17 protein-coding genes are annotated in these 14,469 nt (G+C 65.9%); 6 read left to right on the top strand and 11 right to left on the bottom strand.

The genetic code is table 11. The annotated features are described in order from the left end of the window. Positions 1–5 precede the first annotated feature (5 nt). Positions 6–578, bottom strand: a complete 573-nt coding sequence (locus AC1RDJ_RS06485; protein ID WP_493026986.1) for a helix-turn-helix domain-containing protein — start codon at positions 576–578, stop codon at positions 6–8. A gap of 116 nt (positions 579–694) precedes the next feature. Here AC1RDJ_RS06485 and AC1RDJ_RS06480 point away from each other — a divergent pair, with 116 nt between their 5' ends. Further along, the gene (locus AC1RDJ_RS06480) at positions 695–1,801 is read left to right on the top strand and encodes a flavodoxin family protein (protein ID WP_493026985.1); all 1,107 of its coding nucleotides are present in this window, start codon (positions 695–697) and stop codon (positions 1,799–1,801) included. Between the two features lie 239 nt (positions 1,802–2,040). Here the strand turns inward: AC1RDJ_RS06480 and AC1RDJ_RS06475 are convergent, their stop codons facing one another. After that, on the bottom strand, positions 2,041–2,943 hold the full coding sequence (locus AC1RDJ_RS06475) for a LysR family transcriptional regulator (protein ID WP_289886544.1): 903 nt from the start codon (positions 2,941–2,943) through the stop codon (positions 2,041–2,043). Positions 2,944–3,061: 118 nt separating this feature from the next. Here AC1RDJ_RS06475 and AC1RDJ_RS06470 point away from each other — a divergent pair, with 118 nt between their 5' ends. From AC1RDJ_RS06470 to AC1RDJ_RS06455, 4 genes are all read left to right on the top strand, one after another. After that, positions 3,062–4,138 carry a YeiH family protein gene (locus AC1RDJ_RS06470; RefSeq protein ID WP_493026984.1) on the top strand — a complete coding sequence of 359 codons (1,077 nt, stop codon included), beginning with the start codon at positions 3,062–3,064 and terminating at the stop codon, positions 4,136–4,138. 103 nt (positions 4,139–4,241) lie between these two features. Further along, on the top strand, positions 4,242–5,255 hold the full coding sequence (locus AC1RDJ_RS06465) for a MerR family transcriptional regulator (protein ID WP_083412132.1): 1,014 nt from the start codon (positions 4,242–4,244) through the stop codon (positions 5,253–5,255). Continuing rightward, on the top strand, positions 5,248–6,315 hold the full coding sequence (locus AC1RDJ_RS06460; RefSeq protein WP_493026983.1) for an NAD(P)/FAD-dependent oxidoreductase: 1,068 nt from the start codon (positions 5,248–5,250) through the stop codon (positions 6,313–6,315). Before AC1RDJ_RS06465 ends, AC1RDJ_RS06460 begins: the two co-directional genes overlap by 8 nt. Positions 6,316–6,430: 115 nt before the next feature. Continuing rightward, positions 6,431–7,072, top strand: coding sequence for a LysE family translocator (locus tag AC1RDJ_RS06455; RefSeq protein ID WP_289886541.1), 642 nt, complete (start codon positions 6,431–6,433; stop codon positions 7,070–7,072). Between the two features lie 9 nt (positions 7,073–7,081). Here the strand turns inward: AC1RDJ_RS06455 and AC1RDJ_RS06450 are convergent, their stop codons facing one another. Then, complete coding sequence (locus AC1RDJ_RS06450) at positions 7,082–7,846, bottom strand: alpha/beta fold hydrolase (protein ID WP_493026982.1); 765 nt, start codon at positions 7,844–7,846, stop codon at positions 7,082–7,084. Positions 7,847–7,934: 88 nt separating this feature from the next. Between AC1RDJ_RS06450 and AC1RDJ_RS06445 the strand changes: the two genes are divergently transcribed. Further along, positions 7,935–8,693 (top strand): AraC family transcriptional regulator, encoded by a 759-nt coding sequence (locus AC1RDJ_RS06445; RefSeq protein WP_493026981.1) that lies wholly within the window; start codon positions 7,935–7,937, stop codon positions 8,691–8,693. On the opposite strand, the gene AC1RDJ_RS06440 is transcribed toward AC1RDJ_RS06445, so the two are convergent. From AC1RDJ_RS06440 to AC1RDJ_RS06405, 8 genes are all read right to left on the bottom strand, one after another. Next, positions 8,690–9,331 carry a CatA-like O-acetyltransferase gene (locus AC1RDJ_RS06440; RefSeq protein WP_493026980.1) on the bottom strand — a complete coding sequence of 214 codons (642 nt, stop codon included), beginning with the start codon at positions 9,329–9,331 and terminating at the stop codon, positions 8,690–8,692. The two genes, AC1RDJ_RS06445 and AC1RDJ_RS06440, sit on opposite strands and share 4 nt — an antisense overlap. A 52-nt stretch (positions 9,332–9,383) precedes the next feature. Beyond that, entirely contained in the window at positions 9,384–9,806 is a 423-nt protein-coding gene (locus AC1RDJ_RS06435) for an ankyrin repeat domain-containing protein (protein ID WP_493027150.1), read from the bottom strand. Beyond that, entirely contained in the window at positions 9,803–11,020 is a 1,218-nt protein-coding gene (locus tag AC1RDJ_RS06430) for an MFS transporter (protein WP_289886536.1), read from the bottom strand. Before AC1RDJ_RS06430 ends, AC1RDJ_RS06435 begins: the two co-directional genes overlap by 4 nt. A gap of 92 nt (positions 11,021–11,112) precedes the next feature. Then, positions 11,113–11,799, bottom strand: coding sequence for a GNAT family N-acetyltransferase (locus AC1RDJ_RS06425; protein WP_493026979.1), 687 nt, complete (start codon positions 11,797–11,799; stop codon positions 11,113–11,115). Between the two features lie 30 nt (positions 11,800–11,829). Beyond that, complete coding sequence (locus AC1RDJ_RS06420; protein WP_071323453.1) at positions 11,830–12,117, bottom strand: pentapeptide MXKDX repeat protein; 288 nt, start codon at positions 12,115–12,117, stop codon at positions 11,830–11,832. Positions 12,118–12,261: 144 nt separating this feature from the next. Next, positions 12,262–12,993, bottom strand: coding sequence for a molybdopterin-dependent oxidoreductase (locus AC1RDJ_RS06415; protein WP_493027149.1), 732 nt, complete (start codon positions 12,991–12,993; stop codon positions 12,262–12,264). A gap of 51 nt (positions 12,994–13,044) precedes the next feature. Continuing rightward, positions 13,045–13,644 carry a cytochrome b/b6 domain-containing protein gene (locus AC1RDJ_RS06410; RefSeq protein ID WP_493026978.1) on the bottom strand — a complete coding sequence of 200 codons (600 nt, stop codon included), beginning with the start codon at positions 13,642–13,644 and terminating at the stop codon, positions 13,045–13,047. Beyond that, positions 13,644–14,450 carry a DUF1223 domain-containing protein gene (locus AC1RDJ_RS06405; protein ID WP_493026977.1) on the bottom strand — a complete coding sequence of 269 codons (807 nt, stop codon included), beginning with the start codon at positions 14,448–14,450 and terminating at the stop codon, positions 13,644–13,646. Before AC1RDJ_RS06405 ends, AC1RDJ_RS06410 begins: the two co-directional genes overlap by 1 nt. Positions 14,451–14,469 lie beyond the last annotated feature (19 nt).

Genomic DNA, 14,469 nt, shown 5'->3' with positions numbered 1-14,469 from the left:
CGGCCTCAGACGATGAACAGGAAATAGCGTGCGCCGCTGTCGGGCGGCGTGACGAAGGCGCTGGCGCCGTGCAACTGGTAGCGCAGGCAATCGCCGGCCAGCAAGTCGTGGGATTTGCCATCGACGCTCACGTTCAACTTGCCCTCCTGCAGCAGCAGATGGTGTTCCATGCCGGGCCGCGGCGAGGCGGCATAGGCGATCGTCACGCCCGCATCGAGTTCGCATTCGAGCGCCTCGCCGGCCAGCGCGCGCGATGGCGGCGAGACGCAGCGGCGGCGAAAGCCCGTGTCCGGGTCTTTCCACACGCTTTGCTGGGCACGCCGCAGCACGGGCGGGAAATCGTCTTCCACCATGCGCAGCAGGCGCGACATGGCCAGACCATAGGCGGCGCACAGCTTGCCCAGCACGCTCGTCGTGGGACTGACTTCGCCGTTTTCCAGGCGGGACAATGTCGCGCGGCTGACCTGGCTGGCGCCGGCCAGCTGGTCCAGCGACCAGCCCCGCTCCACGCGCAGCTGTTTCAGGCGCGCCGCCAGCCGCTGTTCCGTATCGTTATCGAGCACTGCATGATTTTCCATATATGGGAATTTATCCCTGAAATGGAATTTCGTCAAGCCCGCCCGCACCGTTGCTCAACGCACAGACCGCAGGCCGCCCATGCGGCAGCATGGCTCCACCCCATCAAGGAGAAGCCATGTCCGCCACTCCCGTCACTCCCGTCACTCCCGCCGTTCCCGTGCCGCGCCAGGGCCAGGCGCCCGATTCCCTGGGCCGCGTCGAATTCCACCTGCAATTCATCCGTTCGTTTACCGACCCCACCTTCGACGCCGTACGCGGCGCCCTCGTGCAGGTGGAAGAAGTGGCGTGGAACAACTACAAGGAGGGCCGCAAGGCGCCTCTCACGCAAAAGGCGGGACCTGGCTTTGCAGACCCCGACTACGATATCTCGGTGGAATGGATGGCCACGCGCAACCGTTTACTGGCGGCCCAGGCGCGTCAGCAAGACCCGGCCACGCCCTCGCGCGTGCTGTTGATCTGCGGCGCGGCGCGCAATGACGGTTCTTGCCCAGGTGAAATTTCGAAGACGTGGCGCATGACGCAGTGGGCCAAGGAGGTGCTGCTGGCGGACGAGATCGAGGCCGACGTGCTCGACCTGAGCCTGCTGACCTCCTCGTACGACTTGCACATTCACCCGTGCAAGGGCTGTGTCTCGACGGCCATGCCGCTGTGCCACTGGCCGTGCAGCTGCTACCCGAACCATGGCGAACGCCAGACGAACGACTGGATGGCGGAAATCTACGAGCGCTGGACGGCCGCGCATGCCGTCATCATCCTCACGCCCGTGTACTGGTACCAGACGCCCAGCGTGCTGAAACTGATGATAGACAGGCTCGTATGTGCCGACGGCGGCAACCCGGACCCGACCAGCACGCACGGCAAGAAAGCCGTGGAAGCGAAAGCGCTGGAGCTGCAAGGCTGGGATTATCCAAAACACCTGGCCGGGCGCGCGTATGGCCTCGTCGTGCATGGCGACGTGGCCGGCATCGAAGGCGTGCGACGCGGCCTGTCGGACTGGCTGGACTGGATGGGCCTGGTCGACGCGGGCGCCAAGTCACGGCTGGACCGCTACATCGGTTATTACGACAGCTATGCGCAAAGCCATGAAACGCTGGACCGCGACACGGCCATGCAGGAAGAAGTGCGCAACGTGGCGCGCGCCGTGGCCGTAGCCGTCAAGCGGCTACGCGCGGGCACCCTGGCGCCACCCGATGCGAAGCTGGGGCCGCCACGGCCCAAATAGGCATGACTGCCAGCAGCTCCGCGCATGGCGCGGCCGGATGCTGGCAAGCTGCCGCAAGAAAAATAGTCCCAGAGCAACTACGATTGACTACGAGCTGGACGAGCTTGCCCTGTAACGCTTGTCCTGTAACAAACAACAACAACAACAACAACAACAACAACAACAACAACAACAACAACAACAACAACAACAACACTGCACGCGTGCCCCCGTAACAATGGCAGCGACCGCGCAACGAACTAGCCCGCCATGCGCGAAGCGTGGCGGCACAGCTCCAGAAAGCCGGTCAGGCGCGGCGAGAGGATCTTTTTAGACTGACGTATCAGGTAAAAGTTGCGCTCCAGGGGCGGCAGCATGGTTTCCAGTTCCACCAGCTGCCCGCTGGCCAGCAAATCGGCCACGACCACGCGCGACAGGCAGGCGATGCCCAGGCCGGCCGCCGCGCCATACTTGATGGCTTCCGAATTGCTGAATTCTCCCGCGGCGCGCAGATAGTGCAAATACGGCACCAGCGCCTGCTCCACGGCCTCCCGCGTGCCCGAGCCCGCCTCGCGCAGCAGCCAGCCAGCCTGGTTCAATTCCGTAAAGCTGAGCAGGTGCCGCAGCTGCGCCAGCGGGTGCGTGGGCGCGGCCACGATCAGCATCTGGTCCGTCAGCCACGGCTCCACCAGCAAGCCCGGCTCGTGGCACGGCCCCTCGATCAGGCCGATATCGACCTGGAATGCGGCCACGGCGGCGGCGATGTCGGCCGTGTTGGCGATCGTCACCTGCGGGATGCTGCGCCCATACTGCCGGGCCGCCTGCGCCAGGATCTGCGGCAGCAGATAGATGCCGATGGTGGTGCTAGCGCCGATCTGCAGGCTGACGGGCACGGACGGGTCGGCGCCCGCGAACTGGCGCTCGATGCTGGCGGCCGCGTCGCGCATCTGCCGCGCCTGCGGCAACAGCAAGCGGCCGTTGTCGTTGAGCAGCAATCGCTTGCCGACGCGGTCGAACAGCTGCGCGCCCAGCAGCGCTTCCAGTTCGTTCAGGGCCGCGCTGGTGGCCGATTGCGACAAGGCAATATGTTCCGCGGCCGCGCTGGTGCTGCCCGTGTCGGCGACGGCGAGAAAGATCTGCAATTGGCGTAAAGTTAATGACACGCTGCTGCCTCCTTATTTACCTATTTTTCAGGTTAAACATACAAAAACAATCCGTTTTACCATTTAATCACCGAACTGTACAGTCATGCCATACGAACACAGAACCATGGAGTACGGCATGTCATCCCTCTCGACCACCAACACCAGCACTGTCAGCGACCGCTATGGCCGCCTGCTGCCCGGCCTGCTGCTAAGCGGCCTCATCGCGTATGGCGCCATCCAGCTGGGCAAGCTGGGCTGGATGCAAAGCCATGGCATGAGCGCGCTGACCCTGGCCATCATGCTCGGCATTATTCTCGGCAATAGCGTGTATGCGCGCCTGGCGCCCGCCTGCGGCGCCGGCGTGGCTTTTTCCAAGCAGACATTATTGCGCCTGGGCATCATCCTCTACGGTTTCCGCCTGACCTTCCAGGATATCGGCCAGGTGGGCCTGGCCGGCATCGCCATCGACGCGCTGGTGCTGACCTCCACGTTTGGCCTGGCCATGTTCCTCGGTACCCGGGTCTTCAAGCTCGAGCGCAACAGCGCCATCCTGATCGGCGCCGGCAGCTCGATCTGCGGCGCCGCGGCCGTGATGGCCACCGAACCCGTCGTGAAAGGCCGCAGCGAGGACGTCACCGTGGCCGTCTCGACGGTCGTGGTGTTCGGCACCATCGCCATCTTCCTGTACCCCTTGCTGTACCAGCTGAACCTGGGCTGGCATCTGCTGGGCGCCACGCCCACGGCCTTCGGCGTCTACATCGGCTCGACCGTGCATGAAGTGGCGCAAGTGGTGGCCGCAGGCAAGTCGATCGGCCAGGAAGCGGCGAACGCGGCCGTGATCGCCAAGATGGTGCGCGTGATGATGCTGGCGCCCTTCCTCGTCATCCTGTCGGCGGTGCTGGCGCGCGGCAAGGCCAGGGCGGGCGGCGGCAACAAGGCGGCCAAGCTGGCCATCCCCTGGTTTGCCTTCATCTTCATTGCCGTGGTGGCCTTCAATTCGCTGGGCTTGCTGCCAGGCAGCATGGTGGCCACCATCACCGATATCGACACGGCCCTGCTGGCCATGGCCATGGCGGCCCTGGGACTGACGACGCATATGTCGGCCATCCGCCGCGCCGGCATCAAGCCGCTGCTGCTGGCCGGCCTGCTGTTCTGCTGGCTGATCGCCGGTGGCGCCGCCATCAACCATGTCGTGGCCAGCCTGTTCGCCTGAACGAAGTGACCCGCTTGATATCGCACAAGTAGCCGTGAATATCGCTTGCACAAGGAAATTGAACCGCTACAATGAAAAAATCACGGTTCATCAGCGGGTCATCATGACAGCATCGACCATATCGAACGAGGCGATTGGCAGCGTCGCCGACGATGGCGAACGCGGCGCGCTGCGCAGCGGCGCCGCCGCCCGGATGGCGGGCCTGCCCGTGGAAACCCTGCGCGTGTGGGAACGCCGCTACGGCATTTCCGCCACGCAGCGCACGGCCAGCGGCCAGCGCCTGTATTCGCCGGAGCAAGTCCAGCGCCTGGGCCTGATCAAGCAGTTGGCCGACCTCGGCCATGCCGTCGGCATGCTGGCCCGACTGCCGCCAGACAGCCTGCAGCAACTGCTGATGCCGCTCGGCGCGCCTGGCGGCGTCCCGCCGCCGCGCCCCTTGCGTCTGGCACTCGTCGGCACCACCTTGCCGATGCGCATGTCCAGCGACTTGCGCGGCACGGCCACCTTGCCCGCCTGCGACGTGGTGCGCGTCTGCGACAGCCTGGCCGAGGCGCCGCAAGCCTTGCTGGGGGCGCGCGCCGACATCGTCATGCTTGAAATCGCCGAACTGTCCGACGAAGCCTTGCCGCTGATCCGCGCGGCGCGCCTGGCGGGCGCCGCCCGCACCGTCGTCGTGCTCTTCCATTTTGGCGCCAGCGCCACCATCGCCCACCTGCGTGCGCAGGACTGCCTGCTGGCGCGCGAACCGGCCGCGCCGGCCGACATCCTGCGCATGTGCGCCGGCGCCCTGGGCCATCCCGGCCCGGCAGCCGCGCCGCCCCCGCCAGCCGCGCTGCCCGTGCCGCCCTGCCGTTTCGACGCCCAGGCGCTGGCCGCCATCACGGCCGCCACCTCGACCGTGCAGTGCGAATGCCCGCGCCACCTGGCGGAAATCCTGTCGATGGTGGGCAGTTTCGAGCGCTACAGCCAGCACTGCGCCACGCGCCATCCGGACGATGCCCTGCTGCACCAGGACCTGGCCCACGCCACGGGCCAGGCCAGGGCCATGCTGGAACTGGCCATGGACCGGCTGGCGCGCGCCGAAGGCTTGCCCTTGCCCACGGAAACGCATGGATAAGCCGCACATGGTCGCGCCGCGCCACATCGCCGTCGTCGGCGCCGGCATCGCCGGCCTGTCGTGCGCCAGCGCCTTGCAGCACGCCGGCTGGCAAGTGAGCGTCTTCGATGCGGCGGGCACCGTGGCGGGCCGCATGGCCACGCGGCGCGCCGGGGATTGGCAATGCGACCACGGCGCCCAGTATTTCACGGCCCGCTCGGCCGCGTTTCGCGCCGAAGTGGCGCGCTGGCAACTGGCAGGCGTGGCCGCCCTGTGGACGCCGCGCCTGTGCCTGCTGGCGGCGGACGGCAGCGCGCATGCGCCGGCCGGCCCCGTCGAACGCTTCGTCGGCATGCCGCGCATGAACGCGCCGGCCCGCTGGCTGGCCAGCGGCTTGCCGCTGCACTTACAAACCACGATTACCGCCCTGCAGCGTGGCGTGGCTGGCTGGCAATTACAAACGCGGCAACTGGGCTTGCTGGAAGCCGTCTACGATGGCGTCGTGCTGGCCATGCCCGCGCCGCAAGCCCTGCCCTTGCTGCAAGCCCATTCGCGCCGCCTGGCCAGCCTGGCGGCCGCCAGCGTCATGCAACCTTGCTGGGCCGTCATGGCCCGCTACGCGCAGCCGCTGGCCCTGCCGTTCGACGCCGCCTTCGTCAACCACGGCCCGCTGCGTTGGGTCGCGCGCAATAACAGCAAGCCGGGCCGCCATGGCCAGGAAAGCTGGCTGCTGCACGCGCAACCGGACTGGAGTGAAGCGCATCTGGACTGGCCCGCCGACCAGGTGGCCAAGGCGCTGCTGCACGCCTTCGCCCAGCTTGGCGGCCCGGCGCCGCTGGCATGGAGCACCCAATGCTGGCAGCACGCGGCCCCGGCCGGCGGCCACGACGAACTGTTCGCCTGGCATGAGCGTTCGCGGCTGGGCCTGTGCGGCGACTGGCTGCAGGCCGGCACGGTGGAAGGCGCCTGGCTCAGCGGCCGTGCCCTGGCCGCGCATATCGCCGCCGCATCCCCATCGGGCATGCCGAAGCCGGATCTGGCCCACGGCGTTCCCCATCCCGTGCTGCCTGTGCTCGTCTGACGCCGTGGCGCGGTGTGCTGCGCCTGCCGGGGCCGCCGACGCGCGCGCGAAAAACTTCGTACAATAAGCATGTTTTGACTTTTCAATCCGGCCACGGCCCCATCCAGGAACATCCATGCATCTCTCGAACTGGCTGCTATTTTGCAGCGTTGCCCTGCTCGTCACGTTTTCGCCCGGCCCGGCCGTCCTGCTGGCCATCTCCAACGCCATCGCCGTCGGCCCGCGCCGCGCGATGATCAGCAGCATGGGCAATGGTTTTGGTTTGTTCATCATTTCCGGCGTGGCCATGGCCGGCATGGGCGTCGTGCTGGCCACCTCGGCCACGGCCTTCATGCTGCTGAAACTGGCTGGCGCCCTGTACCTGGTGTACCTGGGCATCAAGCAATGGCGCAGCAAGACCAGCATCGTGGCCGATGCGCCAGCGCTGCCAGGCACGGCGAATCCGAATTCGTTCTGGAAACTGTTCCGCCAGGGCTTGACGGTGGCGCTGACGAATCCGAAAGCCATCCTGTTCTTTTCGGCCCTGTTCCCGCAATTCATCACACCGGGCGAGCCCGTGGGCATCCAGTTTGCCGTGCTGACGACCTCGTTTGTCGCCTGCGCCATGCTGGCCCATTTGTTTTACGCCAACCTGGCGCGCCTGCTGAAAAGCCAGCTGGCCACGCCGGGCCGCGCCAAGCTGTTCAACCGCATCTCGGGCGGCGCCTTCGTCTTGCTGGGCCTGAGCCTGCTGCGCCTGCGCGCCAAGGCGGCATAAGCGGCGCAGTTACTTTTCCTGCAAAAACGCCTCGATGCTGGCCGCCAGGGCCAGCGGCGTTTCATTCATCGGATAGTGTCCCGCATTGGCCAGCACCTCGAGCCTGGCCCGCGGGTACCACGCCAGGTACGTTCGACGCATCAGCGCCGCATCGAAACGCGGGTCATGCTCGCCCGCCAGCGCCAGCAAGGGCAGCTGCGGACGCGCCGCCTTGACTTCCCCACTGAAATCCGTCTCGCTCCAGGCGAGGAAATAGGCGGCAAACGCGGCCGCATCCGAACTTGCCCAGGAATACGCCGCCTTCCAGTCCAGCCAGCTTGCAGGCAAGCGCGCGCCCGTGCTGCGGTCGATGATGGCGCGCCGCGCCGCCACGCTGCCGGCGGCGTCGAGAAACAGCGCGCGGGCCGCCGCCTCGAAGGCCACGCCGCAGCTGGGCACGGGCGCCACGGCCACCAGCTTGCGCAGGCGCAAGGGCGCCAGCAGGGCCAGTTTTTCCAGCACCATGCCGCCCATCGAATGGCCGACCACGCTGAAGGTGGCAAAGCCGAGTGCATCGGCCAGCGCCAGCGCGTCGCGCGCCACTTCGTCCACCGTGTAGTCGCCCGCCGCGCCGCGCATGCCGCCATAGCCGCGGTTGTCCATGAAGACATAGCTGAAACTGGCGCCATCGAGGCCAGGCTCCATCGGCGCAAAGGCGTGCGCGTCGCCAAACCAGCCGTGCAGCACGAGGACGGCATGGGCGCCCGTGCCCACGCGATGATAGGTATTGTGCATCACTGTTCCCGAGTAGAAAACAGCCATGGTAAGGGCACGCATGGCGGCCCGCTTTTGATGCCGGGTCAAATACTGTAGAGTTCGGGCCATGAGCGACTTTTATACGGAATCGCCGCGCGCGCTGATCGCCACCGCGCGCGACCATGCGTCCGGCGACATCTTTCCCAGCCATCAGCATGCACGTGGGCAATTCGCCTATGCGGCGCGAGGCGCCATCAGCGTGCACACGCCGCAAGGCAACTGGCTGGTGCCGCCGCAGCGCGCCTGCTGGGTGCCGGCCGGCCTGGCGCACGGCATGCGCATGCATGGCGCGGTGACCATGCTGAATGTCTTCATCGAGCCCGGCGCCGTGGTCCAGGCAGGCTTGCCGGCGCACTGCCAGGTGCTGGGCGCCTCGCCGCTGCTGCGCCAGCTGCTGGCCGACGCCGTCAAGGTCGATGCTTTATATGCGGCCGAATCGCGCGCCGGGCGCCTGATGGCCCTGCTGCTCGACGAAATCGCCGCCGCCACGCCCCTGCCCCTGAGCGCGCCGCTGCCGCGGGACGCCAGGCTGGCGCGGCTGTGTACTGAACTGTTCCGGCAACCGCGCATCGATGGCAGCCTGGACGCGATGGCGGCGCAGGCGGGCATGAGCCGGCGCACGTTTACGCGGCTGTTCCGCACCGAGACGGGGCTGGGCTTTGCCCAATGGCGCCAGCAAGCGTGCCTGCTGGCAGCCATCGCGCGCCTGGCCGACGGGCAAGCCGTCACGCGGATCGCGCTGGACCTGGGCTACGCCAGTCCCAGCGCCTTCACGGCCGCGTTCCGCCGCGTGCTGGGCCAGGCGCCCAGCGACTATCTGGCTTAAGAAATCATATCGGCGATGCGCCGCGCCAGCGCCTGCGCCAGCTTCTGGATGTGATAGCCGTCGACAAAACCATGGTGGGCTTGCACGGAAAACGGCAGCGTCATGCGGCCATCGTCTTGCGCAGGACCAAACCTGCCCCAGGTAAAGGTCGGGATATCGGCGTCGCGGTGGCGGTGGATCGGGTGCTCGATGGCCCGCATGTCCAGCCACGGCAGGCTGGTGATGAAGATATTGTTGCGCTGCTCGCGCTCGCTCATGCCCTCGCCGGTGTTGATCAGCTCGGAGCTGGTTTCGGCGATGCGTTTTGCTTCCAGGCTGCGCGCGATGAAGACGTCGAGCTGGTCCGTCATGGCGAAGCGCGTGTAGTTCAGGTTTTCGTCGCCATTGATGACGGTGTACGAGGCGGGGAAATCGTCGATCCTGATGACTTCATCCTGGTAGATGCGGTACATGAAATTGTCGATGTCCTTGACCGTGTTCAAGACGCAAAACAGGAAGAAATGAAACACGGGAATCTGCCGCGCCTTGCAGTACGGACGGAAATCCGGCACGTCGAGCATGAAGTTAATGTTGACGAGGGGATTCTCGAACGCGCGGAACAAGTCATAGCGGTCGCGCCGCTTTTCAAAATTTTTCATGCGGCGAGTGTAGACGATGGGAGTATCGGCGGGCAAGTGCGCATGCCGGGAATCACCGTGCGAGAACCGGCGCATGGCGCGCCAGCAGCGCGGCGATCTGCCGGCCCGCCTCATCCTTGCGCTTGCGCGCGCGCAGCCTCGCCGTCAGCCCCATCCAGCCGGGAATGTCCGGGTCCGCGCCATGGCTCAGCAGCAAGCCGACCATTTCCGGGTAGTCGCCCTGCACGGCCAGGCATAACGGCGTCTCGCCTATCCGGTCTTGCTCATGCGCATTGACCTGCGCGCCGGCGCCCAGCAGCAGCTCGGCGGCATGGTAATGCTCGCCCTGGACGGCATAATGCAGCGGCGTGCAGCTCAAGTCGTCAAACAGCCGCGGCGGAAAACCGGCATCCAGCAGGCGCCGCATCTCCTTCATGTCCCCATCCTGTGCGGCGCGGTGCAGTTGTTCCCGCGCAAACCAGTCTTCCCCCGTCACGCCCGCAAACCCTTCTGCACCTTCCACGCCAGCGGCAAGGTCAGCAGCAACAGCGCCGCCAGCACCGTCAAGGCCGTCGGCACGCTCGTATGGTCGCCCAAGGCGCCGAACAGCACGGGCGACAGCGCGCCGCCGCCGATGGTGCCCGTGTAGAACAGGGCGAATGCCTGTTCGCGCTTGCCGGGTCCGGCCAGTTCCGGCACCACGCCGTACAGTACGGACGAGGTGCCGTTGAGCGCCAGCCCCAGCAAGGGCAACATGGCCATGATGCCGGCCAGGGGCAGCCACAGGGCCGCGACGATGAGGACGGAAGTCATCGATTCCGTCAGCCACACGGTCTTCATCATGCCGATGCGCGCGCCCAGATAGCCGCACAGCAGCTTGCCGAAGGCGCCGCCGACGAACAGCAGGGACAAGGCCACGCCGATGCCGGCCGTGCCCGCGCCCTTGCTTTTCAATAAAAATGGCAGGAAGGTGAGAAAGCCCATGCGCACGGCGCTGTCCAGCGTGCCCGTGGCCAGCAGCGCGCGAAAGCCCCCTGCAGAACCGCTGCCCGCGATAGGTTTGAGCACTTTTTTCTGGATGGCTTGCAGCTCGCCGGGCTTCGGCAATAGCCACCACAGCAAGCCGGCCGCCGCCAGGCCCAGCAGGCCGATGAGGCTGACGCTGGCTTGCCAGCTGCACACCAGCAACAGCAGGCCCACTAGCGCGGGGATCAGGGTCTTGCCGATGTCGCCGGCGAAATTGTATTGCGACAGCGCTTCCTTCACGCCGCCGCCCGCCTCGTGCGTATCGGTGACGATGGACGAGGCCAGCGGATGCTGGGTGCTGGCGCCCAGCCCGCCCAGCAGCAAGGCCAGCAGCAACACGGCCAGGCCGCCCGCCTGCCCCGCGATCAGATAGGCGAGGCCAGCGAGCGCCGTGCCGCCCACCAGCATGCGCTCGCGCCCCCAGCGCCGCGCCATGCGGCTGGCCAGCAACTGGAAACCGGCCATCATGCCCGAATACGAGCCGCGCAGCAGCCCCACCATGGCGTAGCTGATGGCAAACTGCGCTTGCCAGATGGGCAAGAGCACATAGATGACATCGGTCAAGCCGTCATGCACGGCATGCGCGCCGCAGGCGGCGAACAGCGAGCGGCGGCGCAGGGATTTGTCGGAGATGGCGATGGCGTGCGGTTCGGGAGCAAGCGCGGTGGTGTGCGGATCGTTCATGGCTCTGCGGTTGAGTAGCGGGCGAAATGCATCGGAAGCGAGACGAAAGCAAGCAGTATACAAGTATCGGCTCATCCGCATGGCACGACAGGCTATCCTTGCGGATTGATCAGCGCATTGAGCACCATATCCTCCCATTTCCCGGCAATTTTCAGGTAGGCCCGGGCATAGCCTTCCCGTTCGAATCCCAGCCTTCCCAGCAGGCGTTCGCTCCTGACATTGGCAGGCATGTGGTTGGCCATGATGCGGTGCAGCCGAACGACCTCGAATACATGGCGGATGCCCGCCGCCGCCACTTCCTGCATCAGGCCGCGGCCTTCATATTCCCGGGCGATGGAATAGCCGAGATTGCAGGCCTGCAAAGGGCCCCTGACGATATTCGTGAAGTTACAGCCGGCAACCATCGTCTTCGCGGCCTTGTCGATGGCGATGAAATTGACGGCATGGCCATCGAGAAATGCGCGGTAAGCGGGCGCGGCGCGCGCGTGGCACGCTTCTGCGCCATGGAACTGGCTGTCGCGCTCCGGCTCCCATGGCGCCAGATGCCGTTTGTTCTCTTGCTGGTATGCATGCAGCAAACCGGCATTGTCGGGATGCAGCACGGTCAGGACAGTCCGTGGCGTTTCAAGCAAAGGCAGTGGCGGCATGGGCAGACTTGGTTTCCAGTAGTGCACAGGGTGCGGGCCGGAGTCCGGCAAGGCGGCCGAAGGCAGCCATCGCCATAAACTCTGATGCATTGCATACTCCGCGTCAATACCCGCGCGACATTGCGCCGCCACCAGAGGCGGCGCAATGCCGGCTATGCCAGCTTATTTGGCCATCGCATCCTTGGCCATGCCATCCTTTTTCATCTCGTCCTTTTTCATTTCATCCTTCTGCATGCCGTCTTTCGCCATGCCATCCTTGGCCATGTGGTCTTTCTTCATGTGTTTCTTGGCCATCGGCTTGTGCATGCCATCCTTGCCCATGGCATCCTTGTGCATGGCGTCGGCCGAGGCCTCCTTGGCCATCGGGTCCTTCTTCATGGCGTCCTGGGCGAACGCGGCGCCCGACATGAGGATGGCGGAAGCGATGATGGCGGTGATCGTGGTTTTCATGATAAGTCCTTGTCTCAGTGTTGGATGGGCGAAATTGCCCGGTGGTAAAACTGTCGCTGTGCTGCCGGTAATGCCTGTTGCCAAATAACAGGAAGGTCGGGAGGTATGGCCAAGGCCAGGCGCATTACCGCCTTCCCGGCCTTCCTAGGAGCCGCCGAACCAGTTGTAGCCCTGATTCTCCCAATACCCTCCCGGATACGTGTTCGTGACAAAAATGGCCTGGATATGCTTGGGGTTCTTGTAGCCCAGCTTGGTCGGCATGCGCAGCTTCATCGGGTAGCCATACTTGGGCGGCAGTTCCTTGCCGTCGTAGCTCAGGGCCATGATGGTTTGCGGATGCAGGGCCGTGGCCATGTCGATGCTGGTGAAATAATCGTCGGCGCATTTGAAGCCGATGTATTTCGCCGTCGTGTCGGCGCCGACCAGCTTGAGGAAGTGGGAAAACGGCACGCCGCCCCACTTGCCGATGGCGCTCCAGCCTTCCACGCAGATGTGGCGCGTCACCTGCGTTTCCTGCGGCAAGGCGCGCAGCTGCGGCAAGCTCCACGGCTTCCTGTCGGCGATCAAACCGTTCAATTCCAGGCGCCAGGCGTCGCCGTCGACCTCTTCCACCTCATCCTCGCCGTAATAGGCGTTGAAGGGGAACGGCCGCGCGATCATGGACTCGGGATAGGTCGGCGCCAGTTTGTTGGGGTCGAAGAGCCAGCCCTGCACCGTGTCGTTGAAGCGCGACACCGCCGCCAGGGCCGTCTCGATGCTCGATGGCTCGCTGACATTGCAGCCCGTCAGCAGGGACAGGCCGCCCAGGGTCAGGCTGCGCTGCAGGAACAGGCGACGCGACGGCTGCTTGATCTGGCGCAAGGCATCGGCCAGCATGGCCTGGCCGGGTTCAGCCACGATGATGGTTTTTTTCATGGGGTTCTCCGTTTAACGTCCGCGCAGCATGGCCAGCAAGGTGCGCGGCACCAGCGCCACCATCGCCAGGTGCACGCCGACAAAGCCGGCCAGCAGCGCCATGGCGATGAAATGCACGCGGCGCGCGCTCTCGTAGCCGCCCATCAGCTCGCGCAGGATGGGAAACTGCACGGATTTCCACAGCACCAGGCCGGACAGCACCAGCACGATGCAGTCCAACATGACGAACAGGTAGGCGGCGCGTTGCACCATGTTGTAATGGCGCGGGTCCGCATGGGCCAGCTTGCCCTTCAGCGCGGCGCTAAAATCGGCCAGCAGCGCTCGTGGCGAGAGGGGAAAGAACTGGCGCCGCATGCGTCCCGAGGCAATATTGATCAACAGGTACAGCAAGCCATTGGCCGCCAGCAGCCACATGGCGGCGAAATGCCATTGCAGGGCGCCGCCCAGCCAGCCGCCCAGGGTCAAGGCGCGCGGCAGCTCGAACGGGAAAAATGGCGCCGCGTTGTAGATGCGCCAGCCGCTGGCGGCCAGCACGACCACGGCCACGGCATTGAGCCAGTGCGTGATGCGCAGCCAGGCCGGGTGGATGGTGGCGGTGGCAGGCGCCTGCATCACAGCACTCCCCCGGCGCAGGACGCCGTGCTGACGGCTTGCAGGATGGCGCTGCCGCCCGTCTGCTGCACGAAGGCCACGACTTGCAGCCGCTCCGGGCGCCAGTTGGCAGGAAGATCGACTTCGCGGCGCAGCTGGGCGCGGCCTTGCGCCAGCGCTACCGGTCCCAGCCACAAGCGCACGGCCGCATCGTGGTGCAGCGTGGCGCCGCGGTTTTCGCCGCGCAGCACGGTCGAAGTGATGCCGCTTTCGCTGATGGCCAGGTACAGCTCGCCGCTGGTGGCCGCGTCCGGCGCGCTGGCATGCGCGTCGAGCAGCAGCTTGCCGCCCGCCCCCGGCGTGGCGGACAGGCCGATGTTGACGCTGGCGGCGGTCGCGTTGATGCGGCGTATGGCGGCCGGCAACTGTGTCTGCCAACCGCGCAATTCCGTGCCGCCAACGAAAAACTGCGGCGTGTAGGCGACCTGGCGCCGCTGGTAGCGCAGCAGCCGCGCCTGGCGCGCGTCGAATTGCGCCTGCGCCAGCGGGTCCGCCCAGCCGATCTGGTCCCAGTACGTCACGTGCAGGGCCAGCGGCACGACCAGGCTGGCCGCCCCCGCCTCCTTGCGCAGGGCATTCAGGCGCTGGTCGGCGGGCGGGCAGCTGGAGCAGCCTTCGCTGCTGTACAGTTCCACCAGCGCCGCCGTCCGCGGCCCGCTGTGCACGGCGCAGCGCTGGCCGGCCGCCATTTGCGCGGCGGCCGGCGCCGCTACGCTCACGCCGAGGGCGGGAAGAAGCAGGATTGCGAGGCGGTGCTTGATGTCCATGGTCTTTAGCCGGTATATT

This window comes from Janthinobacterium sp. GW822-FHT07H10 (assembly GCF_058798675.1).
This window is presented reverse-complemented; position numbering and strand designations above follow the sequence as displayed.

Coding starts and splice junctions, on each gene's coding strand:
- AC1RDJ_RS06485 (WP_493026986.1), bottom strand. CDS start 578: ATGGAAAATCATGCAGTGCTCGATAACGATACGGAACAGCGGCTGGCG.
- AC1RDJ_RS06480 (WP_493026985.1), top strand. CDS start 695: ATGTCCGCCACTCCCGTCACTCCCGTCACTCCCGCCGTTCCCGTGCCG.
- AC1RDJ_RS06470 (WP_493026984.1), top strand. CDS start 3,062: ATGTCATCCCTCTCGACCACCAACACCAGCACTGTCAGCGACCGCTAT.
- AC1RDJ_RS06465 (WP_083412132.1), top strand. CDS start 4,242: ATGACAGCATCGACCATATCGAACGAGGCGATTGGCAGCGTCGCCGAC.
- AC1RDJ_RS06460 (WP_493026983.1), top strand. CDS start 5,248: ATGGATAAGCCGCACATGGTCGCGCCGCGCCACATCGCCGTCGTCGGC.
- AC1RDJ_RS06455 (WP_289886541.1), top strand. CDS start 6,431: ATGCATCTCTCGAACTGGCTGCTATTTTGCAGCGTTGCCCTGCTCGTC.
- AC1RDJ_RS06450 (WP_493026982.1), bottom strand. CDS start 7,846: ATGCACAATACCTATCATCGCGTGGGCACGGGCGCCCATGCCGTCCTC.
- AC1RDJ_RS06445 (WP_493026981.1), top strand. CDS start 7,935: ATGAGCGACTTTTATACGGAATCGCCGCGCGCGCTGATCGCCACCGCG.
- AC1RDJ_RS06440 (WP_493026980.1), bottom strand. CDS start 9,331: ATGAAAAATTTTGAAAAGCGGCGCGACCGCTATGACTTGTTCCGCGCG.
- AC1RDJ_RS06430 (WP_289886536.1), bottom strand. CDS start 11,020: ATGAACGATCCGCACACCACCGCGCTTGCTCCCGAACCGCACGCCATC.
- AC1RDJ_RS06420 (WP_071323453.1), bottom strand. CDS start 12,117: ATGAAAACCACGATCACCGCCATCATCGCTTCCGCCATCCTCATGTCG.
- AC1RDJ_RS06415 (WP_493027149.1), bottom strand. CDS start 12,993: ATGCTGGCCGATGCCTTGCGCCAGATCAAGCAGCCGTCGCGTCGCCTG.
- AC1RDJ_RS06410 (WP_493026978.1), bottom strand. CDS start 13,644: ATGCAGGCGCCTGCCACCGCCACCATCCACCCGGCCTGGCTGCGCATC.
- AC1RDJ_RS06405 (WP_493026977.1), bottom strand. CDS start 14,450: ATGGACATCAAGCACCGCCTCGCAATCCTGCTTCTTCCCGCCCTCGGC.